Annotated in this window: 19 protein-coding genes; 3 read left to right on the forward strand and 16 right to left on the reverse strand. The window is 57.5% G+C overall.

The window, feature by feature from the left end; all coding sequences use genetic code 11:
• Positions 1-83: 83 nt before the first annotated feature.
• The 5 genes from accD to pdxB form a co-directional block, all read right to left on the reverse strand.
• Complete coding sequence (gene accD / locus EDF75_RS11215) at positions 84-998, reverse strand: acetyl-CoA carboxylase, carboxyltransferase subunit beta (protein WP_041146597.1); 915 nt, start codon at positions 996-998, stop codon at positions 84-86.
• A gap of 200 nt (positions 999-1,198) precedes the next feature.
• A complete protein-coding gene (locus tag EDF75_RS11220; RefSeq protein ID WP_045856102.1) occupies positions 1,199-1,858 on the reverse strand; it encodes a DedA family protein in 660 nt (219 codons plus the stop codon).
• Positions 1,859-2,006: 148 nt separating this feature from the next.
• Positions 2,007-2,819: a tRNA pseudouridine(38-40) synthase TruA gene (truA, locus tag EDF75_RS11225; RefSeq protein ID WP_133599267.1), complete on the reverse strand. Its 813-nt coding sequence runs from the start codon at positions 2,817-2,819 to the stop codon at positions 2,007-2,009.
• Complete coding sequence (locus tag EDF75_RS11230; protein ID WP_133599269.1) at positions 2,819-3,832, reverse strand: aspartate-semialdehyde dehydrogenase; 1,014 nt, start codon at positions 3,830-3,832, stop codon at positions 2,819-2,821. Before EDF75_RS11230 ends, truA begins: the two co-directional genes overlap by 1 nt.
• Before the next feature lie 62 nt (positions 3,833-3,894).
• On the reverse strand, positions 3,895-5,031 hold the full coding sequence (gene pdxB, locus EDF75_RS11235; protein ID WP_159236768.1) for a 4-phosphoerythronate dehydrogenase PdxB: 1,137 nt from the start codon (positions 5,029-5,031) through the stop codon (positions 3,895-3,897).
• A 109-nt stretch (positions 5,032-5,140) separates the two neighbouring features.
• Here pdxB and flk point away from each other — a divergent pair, with 109 nt between their 5' ends.
• Complete coding sequence (gene flk, locus EDF75_RS11240) at positions 5,141-6,124, forward strand: flagella biosynthesis regulator Flk (protein ID WP_133599271.1); 984 nt, start codon at positions 5,141-5,143, stop codon at positions 6,122-6,124.
• 86 nt (positions 6,125-6,210) lie between these two features.
• Here the strand turns inward: flk and EDF75_RS11245 are convergent, their stop codons facing one another.
• The 3 genes from EDF75_RS11245 to EDF75_RS11255 all read right to left on the reverse strand — a co-directional run bounded on the left by EDF75_RS11245 (position 6,211) and on the right by EDF75_RS11255 (position 9,710).
• Positions 6,211-7,884 carry a carbohydrate porin gene (locus EDF75_RS11245; protein ID WP_133599273.1) on the reverse strand — a complete coding sequence of 558 codons (1,674 nt, stop codon included), beginning with the start codon at positions 7,882-7,884 and terminating at the stop codon, positions 6,211-6,213.
• A gap of 74 nt (positions 7,885-7,958) precedes the next feature.
• Positions 7,959-9,281 carry a PTS sugar transporter subunit IIC gene (locus EDF75_RS11250; protein WP_133599275.1) on the reverse strand — a complete coding sequence of 441 codons (1,323 nt, stop codon included), beginning with the start codon at positions 9,279-9,281 and terminating at the stop codon, positions 7,959-7,961.
• 114 nt (positions 9,282-9,395) lie between these two features.
• On the reverse strand, positions 9,396-9,710 hold the full coding sequence (locus tag EDF75_RS11255; protein WP_133599277.1) for a PTS sugar transporter subunit IIB: 315 nt from the start codon (positions 9,708-9,710) through the stop codon (positions 9,396-9,398).
• 197 nt (positions 9,711-9,907) lie between these two features.
• On the opposite strand from EDF75_RS11255, the gene EDF75_RS11260 reads away from it, so the two are divergent.
• A complete protein-coding gene (locus EDF75_RS11260) occupies positions 9,908-10,642 on the forward strand; it encodes a GntR family transcriptional regulator (RefSeq protein ID WP_133599279.1) in 735 nt (244 codons plus the stop codon).
• Positions 10,643-10,644: 2 nt separating this feature from the next.
• Here the strand turns inward: EDF75_RS11260 and EDF75_RS11265 are convergent, their stop codons facing one another.
• Together EDF75_RS11265 and fabB are read right to left on the reverse strand one after the other, a co-directional pair.
• On the reverse strand, positions 10,645-11,820 hold the full coding sequence (locus EDF75_RS11265; protein WP_133599281.1) for an MFS transporter: 1,176 nt from the start codon (positions 11,818-11,820) through the stop codon (positions 10,645-10,647).
• A 111-nt stretch (positions 11,821-11,931) separates the two neighbouring features.
• A complete protein-coding gene (gene fabB / locus EDF75_RS11270) occupies positions 11,932-13,149 on the reverse strand; it encodes a beta-ketoacyl-ACP synthase I (protein WP_045856114.1) in 1,218 nt (405 codons plus the stop codon).
• A 158-nt stretch (positions 13,150-13,307) separates the two neighbouring features.
• On the opposite strand from fabB, the gene mnmC reads away from it, so the two are divergent.
• A complete protein-coding gene (gene mnmC, locus EDF75_RS11275; RefSeq protein ID WP_166646156.1) occupies positions 13,308-15,296 on the forward strand; it encodes a bifunctional tRNA (5-methylaminomethyl-2-thiouridine)(34)-methyltransferase MnmC2/FAD-dependent 5-carboxymethylaminomethyl-2-thiouridine(34) oxidoreductase MnmC1 in 1,989 nt (662 codons plus the stop codon).
• Positions 15,297-15,377: 81 nt separating this feature from the next.
• Here mnmC and EDF75_RS11280 read toward each other — a convergent pair whose 3' ends face one another.
• From EDF75_RS11280 to prmB, 6 genes are read right to left on the reverse strand one after another with little or no spacing between them, the layout of a single operon-like run.
• The gene (locus tag EDF75_RS11280; protein WP_123709424.1) at positions 15,378-15,653 is read right to left on the reverse strand and encodes a YfcL family protein; all 276 of its coding nucleotides are present in this window, start codon (positions 15,651-15,653) and stop codon (positions 15,378-15,380) included.
• 31 nt (positions 15,654-15,684) lie between these two features.
• Entirely contained in the window at positions 15,685-16,233 is a 549-nt protein-coding gene (locus EDF75_RS11285; protein ID WP_133599285.1) for an elongation factor P hydroxylase, read from the reverse strand.
• Positions 16,233-17,042 carry a sulfite exporter TauE/SafE family protein gene (locus EDF75_RS11290; RefSeq protein WP_133599287.1) on the reverse strand — a complete coding sequence of 270 codons (810 nt, stop codon included), beginning with the start codon at positions 17,040-17,042 and terminating at the stop codon, positions 16,233-16,235. The genes EDF75_RS11285 and EDF75_RS11290 overlap by 1 nt, the downstream gene beginning before the upstream one ends.
• Complete coding sequence (mepA, locus tag EDF75_RS11295; RefSeq protein WP_133599289.1) at positions 17,042-17,866, reverse strand: penicillin-insensitive murein endopeptidase; 825 nt, start codon at positions 17,864-17,866, stop codon at positions 17,042-17,044. Before mepA ends, EDF75_RS11290 begins: the two co-directional genes overlap by 1 nt.
• Before the next feature lie 3 nt (positions 17,867-17,869).
• On the reverse strand, positions 17,870-18,955 hold the full coding sequence (gene aroC, locus EDF75_RS11300; RefSeq protein ID WP_133599292.1) for a chorismate synthase: 1,086 nt from the start codon (positions 18,953-18,955) through the stop codon (positions 17,870-17,872).
• Between the two features lie 35 nt (positions 18,956-18,990).
• Positions 18,991-19,923 (reverse strand): 50S ribosomal protein L3 N(5)-glutamine methyltransferase, encoded by a 933-nt coding sequence (prmB, locus tag EDF75_RS11305; RefSeq protein WP_041146611.1) that lies wholly within the window; start codon positions 19,921-19,923, stop codon positions 18,991-18,993.
• Between the last annotated feature and the right edge of the window lie 160 nt (positions 19,924-20,083).

Below are 20,083 nucleotides of genomic sequence, written 5' to 3' on the forward strand. Positions count from 1 at the left end.
CGAAGCGGTCAGGTCAGGATGATGTCGCGTAGCTATTTGAATATAAAAAAAGGGCAGCACCGTCAGGCCTGCCCTCTGCATTATCAGGCCTCTGGTTCCTGATCCGGTACCGGCGGTACCGCGTCGCCTTCATGAGGAACCTCCGGGCACGGTGCCGGGAGATTCATCAGCTTCGCCAGAATACTGGCCAGCTTCAGGCGCATTTCAGGGCGACGTACGATCATGTCGATCGCCCCTTTTTCAATCAGGAACTCGCTGCGCTGGAATCCTGGCGGCAGCTTTTCGCGTACGGTTTGCTCGATAACGCGAGGACCGGCAAAGCCGATCAGCGCTTTCGGTTCCGCGATGTTGAGATCGCCGAGCATCGCAAAGCTCGCCGATACGCCGCCCATCGTCGGGTCGGTCAGCACGGAGATATAGGGTAAACCGCGCTCCTGCATTTTCGCCAGCGCGGCTGACGTTTTCGCCATCTGCATCAGCGACATCAGCGCTTCCTGCATACGCGCGCCGCCGGACGCTGAGAAGCAAACCAGCGGGCAGTTGTCTTCCAACGCCTGCTCAACGGCACGTACGAAGCGCGCGCCCACCACCGAGCCCATCGAACCGCCCATAAAGGCGAATTCAAAAGCAACGGCGACAACCGGCATGTCGTACAGGGTGCCCTTCATGACCACCAGCGCATCTTTCTCGCCGGTCTCTTTTTGAGCCGACGCCAGACGGTCTTTGTATTTTTTCGAATCGCGGAACTTCAGCACATCTTTCGGCTCGAGCTCGCTTCCCAGCTCCACGAGGGAACCTTCGTCCAACAGGCTATGCAGGCGATTACGCGCCGACATACGCATATGGTGATCGCACTTAGGGCAAACCTCCAGGTTGCGCTCCAGTTCTGCGCGGTACAATACCTGACCGCAACTGTCGCACTTGGTCCATACACCCTCAGGAATGCTTGCCTTGCGGGTGGGAGTTATATTGCTTTTAATTCGTTCAATCCAGCTCATTGATAACCTTTCTGCCTGAACCTGGTCGATGCCAGTTTTGTCGTAAGGGGCGCATAATGCCATTTTTGACCCTTACAGACCATGAATGTTGCACATTAAATCATAACATCCCGTCACATGGGATAAAAAAGTGGTCGTACCGCTCACACTTCACTCTTCGGGCGGCGGCGCTCCGCCCGAAGAAGATTAGGCTACGGTGATTATTTTGACTGCTTCGCCGCCGCGCGCTTGTGGCGAATGATTTCAATCACTCCCGGCAGCACGGACAGGAGAATAATCGCCACAATCAGCAGCTTCAGGTTTTCCTGGACGATCGGTAAATCGCCAAACAGGTAGCCTGCGTAGGTGAACAGCAGCACCCACAGCAGCGCGCCAACCACGTTATAGGCCGCAAAATGACGATAGGACATGTGGCCCATTCCCGCCACAAATGGCGCAAAGGTTCTGACAATTGGTACGAAGCGAGCGAGGATAATGGTTTTGCCGCCGTGACGCTCGTAGAACGCGTGGGTCTTGTCCAGATAGCTGCGGCGGAAGATTTTTGAGTCAGGATTACTGAAGAGCTTTTCCCCGAACAGCCGGCCGATCGTGTAGTTCAGGGCATCGCCGACAATCGCCGCGATAACCATCAGCACCACCATCAGATGCACATTCAGATCGTTAGTCGGCAGCGCAGACAGCGCCCCGGCAACAAACAGCAGCGAATCTCCCGGCAGGAACGGTGTCACCACCAGACCCGTTTCGCAAAACAAAATCAAAAACAGAATGGCATAAACCCAGATACCGTACTCGGCAACCAGTTCGGCCAGGTGTACATCTATATGCAGGATGAAATCAATTAAAAAGCGAATCAGGTCCATACCGTTTGAGTCCTTAATAGCAATACGTAAAATCCTTCACGGCGCAGCCAGGCGGCCGAACGGTAGCTCCCGGGCCCACCTCAAGAGGCGAGTCCGGGGAAACCAGCGCGGCCGGCAGCGCGGCAGCCTGAAGGATGAGGCGTATACGTCAGTCCGCCAGAAACAGCGGGCCCATCGGCATCACCGGCAGATCGAAATGGGCCGGATAATCAACCGACACCAGATACAATCCCTCGGCTTTGGCCGTCGCGGCGGCCAGCTTCCTGTCTTTTGCCGCCAGAAGTTCTGCAATCCAGCTCTCTGGCTGGTTACCGGCCCCTACTTCCATCAGGCTGCCGACAATGTTCCTTACCATATGATGTACAAAGGCGTTTGCTTTGATATCGACCACCACATATGCGCCGTAACGCGTGACGCTAATGTGCTTCATGTTGCGCCAGGGCGTACGCGACTGGCACTGCAGCGCACGGAACGAGGTAAAATCATTCTCACCCAGCAGGCACTGCGCCGCGCGCTGCATCCGCTCGGCATCCAGGGGCTGGTGATAATGGGTCACTCCCTGGCTTAATACCCCCGGGCGCAGCCGGTGGTTATAGATAACGTAACGGTAGCGGCGCGCCGTTGCGCTGAAGCGCGCGTGGAACGCGTCCGGCACATGTTTCACCCAACGCACGGCAATGTCACCAGGGAGATTCGCATTCACGCCCAGCGTCCAGGCCGCGTCTTTACGCAGCGCACGCGTTTCAAAATGCACCACCTGGCCGGTGCCGTGAACGCCAGCGTCGGTGCGGCCCGCGCAGAAGATGTTAATCGGTTCATTCGCCACCTGCGAGAGCGCCTTTTCCAGCTTCTCCTGCACGCTGCGTACTTCGTTCTGCCGCTGCCAGCCGTAATATTTACTGCCGTCGTACTCGATGCCCAGCGCGATTTTATAGACCGGCAGCTGCTCCAGCTCAGACATTAGTAAAAATACTCCTGCACCAGCCTCTCGGCGGTTTTGACCGCCATCAGCGCGCCGCCGAAGCGGACGTTGTCGGCAACGGACCAGAACTGAACCTGCTCCGGCATCCCGTAATCGTTGCGCACGCAGCCGACGGAGAGCTGGGTGGTGCCGGAGGCGTCGCCAACCTGGGTCGGGAACTCGCGCGCTTCGGACAGCTCGATATCTTCCCCGCGCGCAAAGGCATCGCGCGCCTCTTCTGCGGCCAGCGGACGCATGGCTTCGAAATTAACCATCTGCGCATGGCCGTAGAATACCGGCGACTGGACCACGCTTGCGGAGATCATCAGCCCTTCGTCCTGGAGGATCTTCCGCACTTCGTCGACGATGCGTCGCTCTTCCAGCACGCTGCCTTCGCGATCGGGCAGCAGCGGCAGCATATTGAACGCCAGCTGACGGCCAAAGTAATCATCTTCATCAATCGGCATGCCGTTGAGCAGCTTAGCGCTCTGGCCTGCCAGCGCGCTGACGGCTTTTTTACCGTGGGCGGAAACGGAGAGCAGGCTGGTGACCTGAATACGCGACAGGCCGCCTTCGTCAATCAGCGGCTTCAGCGCGGCCAGCAGCTGGCTGGTGAGGCTGTTGGCCACGGCAATAACGTTACGATTGCGGTAATCGGCCAGCACAAATGGGTTGACGTCCGGCACGACCAGCGGGACGTCCGGCTCCAGCGCGAACAGGCCGCTGAGGTCGATAACCAGACAGCCAGCGTTAGTCGCCTCATCAACGTAGGCCGCCGTAGCTTCGACGCCGGCGGCGAAAAAGGCCAGCTGGGCCTGGGTCCAGTCAAACTCCGCGGCGTCCTGTACGATGACCGACTTACCGTTGAAGCGCAGATGTTCGCCCGCGCTTTCGTTACGCGCCAGGGCGTAAATATCACCCACCGGGAACTGACGTTCAGCAAGGGTTTCGAGCAGGGCTTCGCCGACGGCGCCCGTTGCGCCCAGTATGGCAATATTCCAGCCTTCAGACATGGTGGTTTACTCCGGAAAAAAGCGACCCTGCAGGAGTATCCAACAGGGTCATTAAGAAGATATTAACGAACAGGATGATGTATGGCATTAAAGCCGAGCTGCCGCAACAGCGTCGCCGCCTGCTCATCGCTGCACTGTACGTACAGCGAAGACCATTCACGGCGTTCCTGGTAATTTTTGCGCAGCTTGTCAAATTCACCCGCAGCACCGGCCACTTTTCGCAGCGGCGCATCGTCGCGGCGCACATCATACACCAAATGGACCAGCCTTTTCAGGGTTGCCTGATCGAGCGCGCCGTGGAGGGTGATACGGCCAAACTCCGGCGCCGGCAGCAGGGTATCCAGCGCAACCTGCTGCGGATGGCCGATAAACGCGCTGTAGGCTTCAAACACCTGGGTCGTCCCGCGCGCTTTCCCTTCAAGGGTATAGCCCGCGATATGCGCGGTACCGATATCCACGCGATCCAGCAGCTCAAGGTTAAGATCCGGCTCCGGCTCCCAGACGTCCAGCACCACGCTCAGCGGCTGCCCGGCCTGCAGGCGCTTCAGCAGCGCGCCGTTATCCACCACCGGACCACGGCAGGCGTTAATTAACACCGTTCCCGGCTTCAGACGGCTAATCAGCGCCTCATCCGCGAGGTGCAGCGTCTTGTACTGCCCTTCTTTATATAAAGGCGTGTGGAACGTCAGCACATCGGCCTGCTGAACCAGCTCGTCGAGGCTGCGGAAATCGCCCTCATCACCGCGATCCGCGCGCGGCGGATCGCAAAGCAGCGTTTTAATCCCCAGAGCTTCAAGACGTTTTTGCAGCCGTCCGCCGACGTTGCCCACCCCCACAATCCCGACGGTACGATCGGTCAGCGCAAAGCCGTCGCGCTCGGCCAGCATCAGCAGCGCCGAGAAAACATACTCAACCACCGCAATAGCGTTGCAGCCCGGCGCGGCGGAAAAACCGATCCCCGCCTGCTGGAGCCACGCCTGATCGACATGATCGGTGCCCGCGGTCGCGGTGCCGACGAACTGAATAGCCTTTCCGGCAAGCAGCGCTTCATTGACTTTAGTGACGGAGCGGACCATCAGCGCGTCGGCATCGGTCAGCGCTTCAGCCGGAATTGGGCGGCCGGGGACCGCCCTCACCTCGCCCAAACGGCTAAAAAGCTCACGGGCATAGGGCATATTTTCATCAACGAGGATTTTCACGGTTCAGTACCTGTCTGAGAACGAGAGTAAACCGGGGAAGTGTGCCATAATCTCGCCGCCAGGAACATCATCACCGGGCCTCAGTACAGTAATACGGAAAGGATTAATCATGACACAACCCGTTTCAGGTATGTCCGATCGCCCTCCGGGGACGGCTCCCTCCGGTGCGCCCGTCGCCGGGGAGCTTTCGCTGACCACCCAACAACGCACCGTTCTCGAGCGACTGATCACCCGCCTGGTGGCGCTAACATCGCAGCAGAACGCGGAAGTGTGGGCCGGAATCAAGCACGATCTGGGACTGAAAGGCGATGCGCCGCTGCTGGCATGCCACTTTGCCGCCGCCGAAAGTCACCTGAACCAGCGCCTGACCGTTGCGCAGCAAAACCATCGCCACCGTCAGACTCTGGCGCAGCTCGGCGAGCTGCTGAGCCAGGGCAACAATCGTCAGGCGGTAAGCGATTATATTCGCCAGAATTATGGCCAAACTACGCTACACGCGCTGACCCAGCAGCAGCTTGAGAACGTGCTGCAGCTGCTGCAAAACGGCCGGCTGTCGATTCCGTCGCCCCAACAGCGTCAGCCTACGCTGCGCCCGCTGCTGCCGGCGGAACACAACACGCTGAATCAGCTGGTGACCCGCCTTGCCGCCGCAACCGGCGAGCCCGGCAAGCTTATCTGGCAATCGATGCTGGAGCTGTGCGGCGTGAAAACCGGCGAGCTGATCCCGGCAACGCATTTTACCCCGCTCTCCTACTGGCTTCAGGCGCGGCAAACGCTAAGCACCCAGGCCAGCCCGACGCTCAACTCGCTGCAGGCCGCGCTGAAGCAGCCGCTGGAAGCGCAGGAGTGGCAGAAGATCGCCGATTTTGCCCGCAACAGCTGGCACGTGACGCCGCAGTCGGCGCTGAGCTCCAGCCAGATACTGACGCTGTTAAACAAAGTTTTCGTGCTGCGGGTGGCGCGCGCCCAGGAAACCCTGGCGATCCCCTCGCTGCAAACGGAGGCCACCCCGCTCTCCGCACGGCTCAAAAAGCCGTGGCTTATCCTGCTGGCGCTGGCCGCGCTGGCGCTGATATGGCTGATGGTTGCGTAGCGCCTGCCGCCAGAGAAACGGGGCGGCTAATATCACCGTTACGGTAGCGCCCGCACGAGACGGGCGTTACTCTGGTCAGGGGACGGTTACCACCAGACCTCAGCCTGCACGCCCAGCATAAACTCATCCTTGCTGTTGTCGTTAAAGCGGTATTGCGACAGCTCATTATCGAGAATGTTGATATAGGTGCCGTAGAAGCGAATTTCCGGACGCGATCCCAACAGGCTTGGCCCCACTTTTAGCGCATGGTAGAGCGTCGTTTTATACGCCGACTCTTTCAAGTCCTTGCCCTGCTGAGTTTTATTTTTCTGCGCAAACCAGCCCAGCTCCACCCCGCTCTGGTTCCAGGTATCCCAAATCCAGGCCGGACGGATGACCGCCCGGAGGCTGTCAAAGTCGCTGTGCGCGCCGCTTTCGTAGCTATAGATATCGTTGCCGTGCGACCAGACCAGCGCATTCGCCATAATAATCCGATCGGCGAGGTACGTTTCCCCCTGCGAAATCAGACGTAAGGCTACCCCGTTGCTGTGGTCGCCATAATAGTAGCGGCCATGCGCCATTGAGTTGCTGGCGCCGGAGAAGTTCGAGAAACTGCTGGCGTAAGAGTTATTTGCCACCTGGAGCGTAAACTCATTGAAGCCTTTACGCTCCAGCTCCTGGCGTACAATACCGGTCACCATCCAGGTGTCTTTCAGCTTGAAGTAGCCGCTGTTATCCTCATTTTCCTTCTGCTCGTCACTCTTATTGGCAAAGGCATATTTCCCCATTAACGACAGCGAGCCCTTCTCCCACAGCGGGATGTTGCGATAGCGCAGATCGACAGAGTTAGTATTCATTTGCGTGGTCCGGGAGAAGTCGCGCGAATAGACATCCACGTCATTGCGGCTGAGCGAGGCGTCCAGCTGGCCAACGCCCAGCGTCCAGTTCTGGATCCCAAGACCCGCGGCAACATCGGTAGTCAGCGATTTCCAGTCAAGCATCTGAATTTCATATTCGGGCAATTTATGCTTCCCTACCCAGAAATCAGCCTCCGGCGCAAACGGCAGGAAGCCCTTCGTCGTCAGGAAGATATCGCTGAACTGGAGGATATTTTCGTTATTGGTATCGCCAAACCATGCGTCGTTATACTGCTCGCCCACGTTGCCATCGAAGGTCACCACGGCGTTAGCCGTTTTGCCGTCCTGGCTATAGACCCGCTGATTGAGGGTCAGGTCAAACCAGCCGCTCATCTCATTACCAAAGCGGCCCAGAGAGCCGGCGGCATAGGTTTGGGACGAGCCGTGGTTAGACGTTCCCCACCCCGAGCGCAGATATCCCTGATAGCTGAAGCCAATATCGTCCTTAACGAATTTGCTGAGATCCTTCATGGTAATACTCTCCACTCTGGCCTTCTTGCCGTCGGTATTGATAACCGCCACCTGCTGCGTCGCCTTCACCTGTGCCGGTGCCGATTTTTCACCGACTTCGTTATTTTCATTGACGATATTTTCAGCCACCGGCGAGGCCGCCGTTGGGTAGCCGGCCGTGACCTTGCGCTGTTCATTCTCCTTAATACTTTTCTGCAGCACGGCCACTTTATCTTTATACGTCGAGAGCTGCGATTGCGTTTTCTGTAATTCTTTTTTATTCGCCGACAGCTCTGATTCCAGCAATTCAAGACGCTGTTCAATCGTTAATTTAGCCGCCACCGTATTGCTTGACGAAATAGCCAGCAGAACGGATAAAGACAATAAGCTAACCTTCAATTTACTTGAATACATAGGGTACCTTTTATATTTTTATAATTTGCCTTCAGCCATGAGGCCGAAGGCAGGTAAAGCCAGAGGGGCGCGCGCTACTGTGCCGCAGCGGCGGTATTCACTTTATTTGACGCAATGACAAACGGTAAGTAAATCAACGTTGATACGGCCAGGCACAGGATCCCAACAAACAGCGCCAGCCAGTTTCCGCCGGTGCCAAAGAAGGCGATCAGCGGGCCCGGCGTGGTCCACGGAACCGCGTAGGCGATTGGCGGAATAAACTCCATGCTGATAAAGAAGTAGCCAATGAGCGAATTAATAAAAGGCACGAAGATAAACGGAATAACCAAAATCGGGTTCAGCACAATCGGTAAGCCAAACATGACCGGTTCGTTAATATTAAACAGCCCGGGAACAAAAGCCATCTTCGCCAGATCGCGATAATCCTTACGCCGGGAGGCAATAAAAATCGCGATCAGCAGGCCCAGCGTCATACCGGAACCGCCGCAGTTAGCGAACGCATCATTGATGCCGGTCCACGTAATCGGATACGGCGCTCCCCACGTACTGCCGTGTGAGGCGGCCCAGGAGAGGTTTTCCAGGTTCGCTTCCGAGAAGATAGTTTCACGAATTGCCGCTACCGTATTCGGACCGTGGATCCCCAGCACCCACAGGAAGTTCGCCACCAGCCCGAGCACCAGAACGGTGACGATATTGGTGCCCATGTCCTTTAGCGGCGCCTGAATCAGGGTATAGATCAGATCGTTAAGACCGTTTGGCGAAATGCGGGTTAACAGGTAGTTGATAATCGAAAAAGAGATCATCACGAAGAAGATAGGCAGCAGCACCTTGAATGAACGCGCCACCGCCGGCGGCACCGCGGCTGGCATACTAATCGTCACTTTCGGATTGCGCGCCAGGCGACAAAATACTTCGCTGGAGATAATGGCGACAATAATCGCCACAAACAGCCCCTGCGGCCCGAGATATTTTGTTGTCAGATAGGCCTGCCCATCGATGATAACGTACGGCGTATAGACCACAAAAAAGGCGCCGATCGCCGTCAGCCCGCACAGCAGATCGTCCTGCTGGTAGCTTATTGCGATATTACGCGCGACAAGAAAGGTAATCAGTATCGCCATAATGTTGACCGAGCCGTTCATTACCGGGGTGAAAATTTGCTGTGCGTCGGCCAAATTCGGAAAGAGCGTTCCCAGATGTAAAATACTGGCGATAAAGCCATCGGGTGAAAGTATCGCGAAATTAATAAGAATAATTAGCGAGCTGGCCATAACGATCGGGAACGATAAAATAAATGCATCCCGAATTGCTGAGACGTGGATCTGAGAGTTTAATTTGATGGCCACCGGCACCAAAATTTTCTCCATACCCCGTTCAAAGCTATCCATAAAACTCATGATTAACCCTTTTCTAATAATTAACGTTCACTAGCGAATCATTGATGAAGGCATTCACATCCGGCGTGCTGGAAATCAATACCCGACCTGCGGGGCGGAGCAATTTTAGCGTAATTACTTGCCTGCCAGCAGTTGTAGGGCATTATCTAAAACGGCGTGGCCATCCATTTGCCCGTAGCTTTTCATATCGATGACCGCTACCGGTATTCTTCCTTGCGCGATTTCCTCTATTTCATTTTTCTGAAAGCGCACCTGAGGCCCTAACAGCACAACGTCAACCTCATTTTTTTTTATTTTTTCCTTGGCTTCAGAAATAGCCAGCGCATTGATATTAGCGGCAATACCAGCCCCCCCGGCGCGATCCTGCATTCGTTTTACCAGCATACTGGTGGACATCCCGGCGGCACACACTAACAATATATTTTTCATATCCCTTACCTTTTCCTGTTCAAGAGGCTCAATTGACGAGCACTGTAATAATTGTTAATTTTCTTATCCGCAGTTTTGATCACAGTTAGCAATGTAAAAGTTGTTCAAAAGCAAAGAAATAAATGAACGTGTTGACGTAACTTCATCGTACAGTGATGACAACATGATGTTTATAAAAGGATTTAAGAGGTTCAAAAGTGGTCTATAAAAACGTAGTTAATTTACTGAAGAACAAAATTAATAGTCCAGCCTATAGCGTCGGAGATCTTCTGCCAGCAGAAAAGGAATTGGCAGAACTTTATAATGTTTCACGCAATACGCTGCGTAAGGCGCTAAAAACGCTGGAGGAGGACGGCTTAATTGAGCGCCGTCATGGATCCGGAACGTGGATCCGAAATAAACATTTTCAGGCTTCCGTTACCCATTTAGACAGTTTTACTGAAATCGCCCGTAATGAAGGTAAAACCCCCTCCAGCCAAATTCTCAAATTTGAATTACAGCCGGCATCAGAGGAAATAGCTAAAGGCTTGCAACTGCAGCACGGAGAACCCGTCTATTATGCTAAAAGACTGCGTTTTATCGACAATATTGCGATGCAATTAGAAGAGACCTGGCTTTCGGCAACGCGCTTTCCGGACCTGACGATTGCCCATATGAAAAAATCGAAGTTTGCCTACATTGAAAATGACTGCGGGGTGAGAATAGACGGATGCTACGAATCGATTGTCCCCATTCTCCCCTCCCCCGAGCTGGCTAAACTGTTACATATCAGCACCAAAGATCCCATCATCCGCATGCAGACCCAGGCGATAGACGAACAGCACCAGCCTATCGACTACTCGATCCTCTATACCAACATGTTTGAGTTTCAGGTGAAGTACTATCTTCCGCGCAAGGCGGCCGGCCCTCACTCACCGAGGGCCGAGCCATAGGCCTACTTGCGTAGTGATACCAGGGTGACGACGATACCCAGCGCGGCGCAGACCGCCGCCGCCAGGAAGACGGACGAGTAGCCCAGAGACGTCGCCAGCAGCCCGGCAAGCGGACCGCTAATACCGTATGAAATATCCTGGAACGCCGCATAGCCCCCCAGCGCGGTGCCCCGCACCTGTGGCGGAACGCGCTTCACCACCTCCACGCCCAGCGACGGGAAGATAAGCGAGCAGCCGCAGCCGGTCAGCGCGGCGCCGGCTAAGGCGACCCAGGCATCCGGCGCCAGCCACAGCAGCGTCAGGCCAGCGGCCTCAATCAGCAGCGAGACCGTCGCCACCTTCACCCCGCCGAAGCGATCGGGCATCCAGCCAAACAGGATGCGCATCAGCACGAAGGCGCCGCCAAAAGCGGTCAACGTAAAGCCGGCCATCGCCCAGCCGTTGCTGGCAAAATAGAGCGAGACGAAGGTACCAATCACCGCAAATCCGACCCCCTGCAGGCCAAGGCCAATCCCCGGACGCCAGATCATACCGACAACGCTCCACAGCGACGGACGCTCGCCGCCGTGCGCCGGAACCTTGCGGACCGTGCCGTTAATGGCGAGGGCAAGGAGCGGCAGCGCCATGGTGACGCAGGCCAGCACCGCAACGCCGTACTGCGTGTAGATCAGCAGCCCCAGCGGGGCGCCGGCCGCCAGCGATCCGTAGATGGCCATTCCGTTCCATGACATGACTTTCCCCGAGCGCGTCGGCCCGACGAGGCCCAGCCCCCAGCTCAGGTTACCGGTTAGCAGCTGGCTTTCGCCAAAGCCAAGGATTAGCCGGCCCAGCACCAGCAGCGCAAATTTCGCTACAATCGATACCGGCAGGAGCGCCGCCAGCAGCCACGCGGCGCCGGCCAGCGCGCAGGCGAGCATCCCCTGCAGCACCGAGCGTTTCGCCCCGTACTGGTCGGCGAGGCGACCGGCGTAGCCTCGCGTCAGAACCGTCGCCAGAAACTGTATTCCAACGGCGATGCCAACCATCGTGTTGCCAAAACCGAGCTCGTGGTGCACAAAAAGAGGGATCACCGGCAGCGGAAGGCCAACGGTCATGTAGGTCAGAAAGACGGAAAACGTAATGCGAAATAGCGAAATATTCGCCGAAGAGGGATTCGTTGTTTTTGTCGCTGCGGACATGCTTTACTCCAGTTCGCAGAGTAAGACGAGGTGAGTGTGCCTCCCTGCGCCAGGCTCTCTCAATAATGCAAAAAAGGGAGCCTGCTGGCTCCCTTTTCAATTACTGACTGACTATGCGTCGTGTTTGCGCATCACCAGGGTGGCGTTGGTGCCGCCAAAACCGAAGCTGTTGGACATCACGGTGGTCAGCGCACGTTCGGTCGGCTTAGTCACGATGTTCAGGCCTGCGGCCTGCTCGTCCATCTCGTCGATGTTGATGCTTGGGGCGATAAAGCCGTGTTCCAGCATCAGCAGAGAGTAGATCGCTTCCTGTACGCCAGCGGCGCCCAGCGAGTGGCCGGTCATCGCTTTCGTTGCGGAGATTGCCGGGCTGTTATCACCGAAGACTTCACGGATTGCGCCCAGCTCTTTCACGTCGCCAACCGGCGTTGAGGTACCGTGGGAGTTCAGGTAATCAATCGGGGTGTCAACGCCCTGCATCGCCATGTGCATGCAGCGGACTGCGCCTTCGCCAGACGGGGCAACCATGTCGGCGCCATCGGACGTTGCGCCGTAGCCGACGATTTCCGCATAGATGTGTGCGCCGCGTGCCAGAGCGTGCTCCAGCTCTTCAACCACAACCATACCGCCGCCGCCAGCGATAACGAAACCGTCGCGGTGCGTATCATAGGTACGGGACGCTTTGTCCGGAGTTTCGTTGTATTTGGTGGACAGCGCGCCCATTGCGTCGAATTCGCAGGCCATTTCCCAGCACAGCTCTTCGCCGCCGCCGGCAAAAACGATATCCTGTTTACCCAGCTGAATCTGCTCTACGGCATTGCCGATACAGTGTGCGGAAGTCGCACAGGCGGAGCTGATAGAGTAGTTGACGCCGTGGATTTTAAACGGCGTGGCCAGGCAGGCAGAAACGGCAGAGGCCATCGCTTTGGTCACCACGTACGGGCCAACGGCCTTCAGGCCGCGCGGGCTACGCATCGCATCTGCGCCAAACACCTGGTATTTTGAAGAGCCGCCGGAACCGGCGATCAGACCGACGCGCGGGTTATTTTGATAAACTTCTTCTTTCAATCCAGCGTCCTCTACGGCCTGCTGCATTGAGAGATAGGCGTAGATGGAGGCATCGTTCATAAAGCGAACCACTTTACGGTCGATCAGACCGGTGGTATCCAGCTTAACGTTGCCCCATACGTGGCTGCGCATACCTGAATCTTGAAATTCCTGAGAGAAAGTGATCCCTGAACGTCCTTCACGCAGAGATGCCAGGACTTCCTGCTGGTTGTTACCGATGCTGGAAACGATGCCCAAGCCAGTAATCACTGCACGTTTCATTCAATACCTCTGTAAGTCGCACTATTTTAAGTTTCGAGTCGCACAATAGCGTACACTTGTACGCCGAACAAGTCCGATCAGCCATTTTGTGTATAAATTTGCGCCTCCCGGCACACATCGTTAAGATCGTTCTACGCCTTGAGATTCGAGTAACTTACGTGAAACAAAACGCCATACAACCTGCCAACCTGGAATTCAACGCTGAGGGTACACCTGTTTCCCGAGATTTCGGCGACGTGTACTTTTCCAATGACAACGGTCTGGAAGAGACCCGCTATGTTTTTCTCGGCGGCAACCGCCTCGGTGAACGCTTTCCTGTTCATTCCCAGTCGCTGTTTGTGGTGGCGGAGAGCGGATTCGGCACCGGCCTCAACTTCCTTACGCTGTGGCAGGCGTTCGACGTTTTTCACCGTGACTACCCCGAAGCTACCCTGCAAAGATTACATTTCATCAGTTTTGAAAAATTTCCGCTCACCGCCGCCGATCTGGCCCTCTCCCACCGGCACTGGCCGGAGCTGGCGCCGTGGGCGGAACAACTGCAGGCCCAGTGGCCGCTGCCCGTTGCCGGCTGCCACCGGCTGCTGCTTGACGACGGACGCGTGACCCTCGATTTATGGTTCGGCGATATCAACGAGCTGACCCTTGAGCTTGATGACTCCCTCAATCAGCAGGTCGATGCCTGGTTTCTCGACGGGTTTGCGCCGGCAAAAAACCCGGATATGTGGACGCCAGAGCTCTTCGCGGCCATGGCCCGGCTGGCAAAACCGGGCGGAACGCTGGCGACCTTCACCTCCGCAGGCTTCGTGCGTCGCGGCCTGCAGGAAGCCGGCTTTACCATGCAGAAGCATAAAGGTTTTGGCCGCAAGCGAGAGATGCTGATCGGCGAGATGAGCCGCGAGCTGAACCTGCCCGCGCGCGCGCCGTGGTTTGCCCGCACCGCCAGCGAAAAACGCGAGGTGGCGATTATCGGCGGCGGGATTGCCAGCGCCCTGCTGTCGCTCGCGCTGCTGCGCCGCGGCTGGCAGGTGACGCTCTATTGCGCCGACGATGCCCCCGCCAAAGGCGCATCCGGCAACCGTCAGGGAGCCCTGTATCCTTTGCTCAGCCAGCACGACCCGGCCCTGACCCGCTTCTTCCCCGCCGCATTTACCTTCGCGCGCAGGATTTACGATGCGCTGCCGGTCACCTTCGACCACCAGTGGTGCGGCGTGACGCAGCTCGCCTGGGATGAGAAAAGCGGGCAAAAAATCGCCCAAATGCTTGAGCTCAATCTACCGGCGGAAATTGCCGCCGCCGTTAGCGCCGAAGCGGTGGCGCAGGCGACCGGCGTCGAGACCGGCTGCGGCGGGATCGCCTATCCCGCAGGAGGCTGGCTCTGCCCGCAGCAGCTGACGGCCGAACTCCTCGCGCTGGCGGCGACCCGAGGGCTGCACGCGCGCTATGGCTTTAAGGTGGAGACGCTCACCGCCGGAGACGACGGCTGGCAGCTGAACCAGAGCCAGCAGCATGCGGTGGTGGTACTGGCGAACGGCCATCAGCTGACAACCTTCAGCCAAACCGCGCAGCTGCCGGCCTATCCGGTGGGCGGCCAGGTTAGCCATATCCCGACGACGCCGGGGCTTTCTCAGCTGCGCCAGGTGCTGTGCTATGACGGCTACCTGACGCCGCAAAACCCGCGGAACCAGCAGCACTGTATCGGAGCCAGCTATCATCGCGGGCAGACGGAAACGGCGTTCAGCGCCGAGGACCAGCGGCAGAACCGTCAGCGCCTGGTAGACTGCTTCCCCGATGCGCAGTGGGCCCAGGAGGTCGATACCAGCGCCAACGAGGCCCGCTGCGGCGTGCGCTGCGCCACCCGCGACCATTTACCGATGGTCGGCAACGTGCCGGACTATGAGGCTACGCTTGCCCGGTACGCTCAGCTTGCCGGGCAGAAGGAGGATGCGCCCTCTGCGCCGGTGCATAGTAATCTTTATCTTCTTGGGGCATTGGGATCGCGCGGGCTGTGCTCCGCGCCGTTAACGGCGGAAATTCTGGCGACACAGATGAGCGGTGAACCGCTGCCAATGGATCGCGAAACGCTGGCGGCGCTCAATCCTAATCGGCTATGGGTAAGAAAACTGCTGAAGGGAAAAGCGGTGAAATAATCCGTTGAGGTAGCCCGGATGGCACTCTCCGGGCTATTCCCCGACCTCGCAACGCGCGGCCAGGGCTATCGAGCAGGCTATTTAGCGTTTTGCCTGCTGATACAATTTATTCCACATATCCTGAACGAGGATCTGGTCCGGCGGCGAAAGCTCTCCCGCGCCGATCGCTTTTTCCAGGCTACGAGTCACCCGGTCACTGATCGCCTGCGGCGAGTGATCGTCTCCGCCTTCCAGCTCGGCTACCGCCAGCGTCAGGTGGCCACGCAGATAGCCGCCGGCAAACAGTTCATCATCGCTGGCGTGGTCTACCATTTCGTCGATTAGCGCCAGAATGCGTGATTCAAACTCCGCGAGCATTGTCTTTCCTCTTCTAGTGTAAAGCGTGGCCTTAGTGCAGGTCTTCCGGCCACGGAAATTGTTCTGCCGTCAGTGGCGGCGTTTGATAATATTTTTGTAATGCCTGAATAAATCGTGCCGGACGTTCCGGGATCCCCTGCTCCAGATAGCTCATGACCTGGGCATGGACCCGCCGCTGAAAGGCAATACGATCGGGCTCGACGTCCCCTTCCAGGTTGTCGCAGCTGACGTTAAACGGGAAGCCCGCCGCCACGCAAAACAGCCACTCAAACGCCTGGGGCTTCACCTCGACGTCTTCAAACTGGCTCTGCGTCATCGCATCCCGACCGTCCGGGCAGTACCAGTAGCCGAAATCAACCTGCTCACGACGCGCTTTCCCGGCAATACACCAGTGCGAAATTTCGTGCAGGCCGCTGGCATAAAAGCCGTGGGCAAAGACGATACGGTTAAAAGGTACGTCGTTATCAGCCGGAAGATAGATCGGTTCGTCATCGCCTTTAATCAGACGGGTATTAAAATCGCCGGCGAAGCAGCCGTCAAAAATAGCGATCAGCTGCTCATAATGGTGTTGCTGTTGCATTAATTCATTCCCAGCCACTGCAGGATTTCCGCCCCGTGGCTGTCATAAAGAAGTTTCGCACTCATCACTGCGGACACGACCACGATCATCGGTCGGATCAGCGATTGCCCTTTGCTCAATACCAGCCGTGAGCCGGCGCGGGCGCCGATAAACTGCCCCGCCATCATCACGAATCCGGTAGCCCAAATCACTTTACCGCCAATAATAAACAGCAGCAGCCCGCCAAGGTTGGAGGTCGCGTTGAGCACCTTCGCATGAGCGGTTGATTTTGCAAGGTTGAACCCCGCCAGGGTGACAAAGGCCAGGGCGTAGAACGAGCCGGCACCCGGGCCGAAGAAGCCGTCATAGAAACCCACGCAGCCGCCGGCGATAAGCGCGAACGGCAGGCCGTACAAGCGACGCTGGCGATCGGCCTCGCCTAATTTTGGCATCAGCAGAAAATAGAGGCCAATCCCGATAATCAGGATCGGCAAAATCTGCCTGAGGATATCGGACTGCACGTGCTGTACCAGCAGCGCACCGCCGGTGGAGCCGATAAAGGTCATCACAATATTAAGCTTCTGATCGGCGAGGTTCACCACCTTGCGGCGGATAAAGTAGAGCGACGCGGAGAGCGAGCCGCCGCAGGCCTGCAGCTTGTTGGTCGCCAGCGCCTGCGCCGGGGGAAGCCCCGCAGCCATCAGCGCCGGGACGGTCAACAGCCCGCCGCCGCCGGCCAGAGAATCGATAAATCCGGCGAGAATAGCGACGAAGAAAAGCACTACCAGCACCGTGGGCGAAACCATAAACAGGTCGATAAAACTATCCATTAAAGAACGTGCTCATCCAGTAGCGCCTGGCAGGAAGGCGGCAGCGGAGGCGGCGTCTTCTTCACAGGAGGGGTTGATCCGGGTTTCGGGGGTTCGAACCAGCTTTGCAGCTCTGCACCGCAGCCGTCGCCGGCAGGCGGCGGCGCCTGCTCTTCGCACTCCAGGCTTCCGGCAGGACAGCGCAGACGAACGTGCATATGCGCACGGTGCTGGAACCACGGGCGAACCTTATGCAGCCAGTCGCGATCGCTTCCGGCATCGAGGCAGAGCTGCTGTTTGATGGCCGGGTTAACGAAGATGCGCGTGACCTCGCTATCTTCCGCCGCCATCTTGATCAGTTGGCTAATTTGCGGGCTCCAGCGCGCCGGGACAACGCGCTTGCCGTCGCCGGAGACCAGGTCCAGCGCCTGCGGCTTCAGCAGCTGCGCCGGGCTCCAGCGCGTCTGCGGCAGCTGGAGGAAAATATCCACGTCCAGGCCGCTCTGATGGCTGGCGTGGCCGCCGTTAAAACGCCCGCCGGCGGGCATGCCCATATCGCCAATCAGCATCGTCCCCATTCCCCGGCTATGCACCTGATTGCTCAGGCGCTGGATAAACCGGACAAGATCGGGGTGGCCGAAATAGCGGCGCTGGTCGGTACGCATCACCTGGTAGTTTACCGAGTTCAGCGGCAGCGCCTGGGCTCCCACAATACAGCCGTTAGCAAAAGCGCCGATAGACTGCGCGCTGCCGCCTATCGGCTGGGTGATTTTTTGCCACGGCGTTGCCGCAGAGCAGGCAGAGCTGGCCACGAGCGCCAGCAGAGCAATAACGGTTTTTTTCATCGATTACCAGCGTGGAATTGATGTCGTCACGTCGCCGTTTTGCGCGCGTTGACGCATAAAGTGATCCATTAACACGATCGCCAGCATCGCTTCCGCGATCGGCACCGCGCGGATCCCCACGCACGGATCGTGCCGCCCTTTGGTGATCATCTCGACTTCTTCGCCAAAGCGGTTAATGGTATGCCCCGGAACGGTGATGCTGGAGGTCGGCTTCAGCGCAATATGCGCAATAATCTGCTGACCGCTGCTGATGCCGCCGAGCACGCCGCCCGCATGGTTGCTCTGGAAACCGGCTTTGGTTATCTCATCGCGGTTTTCGCTGCCGCGCAGCTTAACCACCTCAAAGCCGTCGCCAATCTCAACGCCTTTCACCGCATTGATGCTCATCAGCGCGTGGGCAATGTCGGCATCCAGGCGGTCGAATACCGGCTCACCGAGTCCCGGAGGCACGCCATCGGCTACGACGGTGATTTTTGCGCCAATCGAGTCGCCCTCTTTTTTCAGGCCGCGCATCAGCTCATCAAGCGCTTCAATTTTATCCGGATCGGGACAGAAGAACGGGTTCTGTTCAACCTGCTCCCAGTCTTTAATGGCCAGCGGGATATCTCCCATCTGGGTCAGGCAGCCGCGGATGACGATGCCAAACTTCTCCGCGAGGAACTTCTTGGCGATCGCCCCTGCCGCAACGCGCATCGCGGTCTCGCGCGCCGACGAGCGTCCGCCGCCGCGATAATCGCGCAGACCGTATTTCTGCTCGTAGGTGTAATCCGCGTGGCCGGGACGAAAAACGTCTTTGATCGCGCCGTAGTCCTGCGAACGCTGGTCGGTATTCTCAATCAGCAGGCCAATGCTGGTGCCGGTGGTGACGCCCTCGAATACGCCGGACAGGATCTTAACCTGGTCCGGTTCGCGACGCTGGGTGGTATAGCGCGAGGTGCCGGGACGGCGGCGATCCAGGTCGTGCTGCAGATCGGCTTCGGTCAGCGGGATGCCCGGCGGTACGCCGTCGACGATGCAGCCCAGCGCCAGGCCGTGCGACTCGCCGAAGGTGGTTACGCGAAAGAGTTGTCCAATTGTATTTCCTGCCATCACGGCTCCGTCATATTTGCGTGTTGTTTTTACTTTTAGTCTTTATAAATACCGAAATGCACCCGGGCGGCGATCAGCTGCGGTTTGGTCAGCATAAACACGCCGTCTCCGCCGTTATCGAACTCAAGCCAGGTGAACGGGACATCCGGGTACTGCTCAATCAGATGTACCATGCTGTTACCAACTTCACAAATCAGAATGCCGTCATCGTTGAGGTAATCCGGGGCGCAGGCGAGGATGCGGCGGGTTAACTTCAGACCGTCGCTGCCTGAAGCCAGCCCGAGCACCGGCTCATGGCGATATTCGCCCGGCAGATCGGACATATCTTCTTCGTCGACGTACGGCGGGTTGGTGACGATCAGGTCATACTGCACCTTCGGCAGATCGCGGAACAGATCGGAGCGAATCGGCGTAACCTGATGGATCAGCCCGTGCTCTTCCACGTTTTGTTCGGCGACGGCCAGCGCGTCAGGGGAGATATCCACCGCGTCGACTTCCGCTTGCGGGAAGGCATAGGCGCAGGCGATGGCGATACAGCCGCTGCCGGTGCACATGTCGAGGATATGCTGCGGCTGATGGTCGATCAGTCCGGCAAACTGGTTTTCGATAAGCTCGCCAATCGGCGAGCGCGGCACCAGCACGCGTTCATCGACGTAAAACTCATGGCCGCAGAACCAGGCTTTGTTGGTCAGATAGGCGACAGGAATGCGCTCGTTGACGCGGCGAATCACGCGCTCAACGATGCGGTGCTTTTCACTGGAGGTCAGGCGCGCAATGCGCATGTCTTCCGGGATGTCCAGCGGCAGGTACAGCGAAGGCAGTACCAGCTGCACCGCTTCGTCCCACGGGTTGTCGGTGCCGTGACCGTACCAGATATTCGCCGCGCTGAAGCGGCTTACCGCCCAGCGCAGCATGTCCTGAATGGTCTGCAGCTCATTGACTGCTTCATCAACAAAAATTTTATCCACGCCATCCTCCAGGACACGCTCTACTGTAAATTCGGCGGCTAGTTTGCCACGAAGACGGCGATAAATCAGCATTCTTACGTCAGGCTGAGGGGGAAAAGTACGTTTTGCTTGCCCGGATCTACTCCGGGTCGGGTAAACTAGCGCAAAGAAAAGATGAGAG

The sequence above is a fragment of the Klebsiella sp. BIGb0149 genome (genome assembly GCF_004362605.1).
Classification (GTDB): domain Bacteria; phylum Pseudomonadota; class Gammaproteobacteria; order Enterobacterales; family Enterobacteriaceae; genus Klebsiella; species Klebsiella terrigena.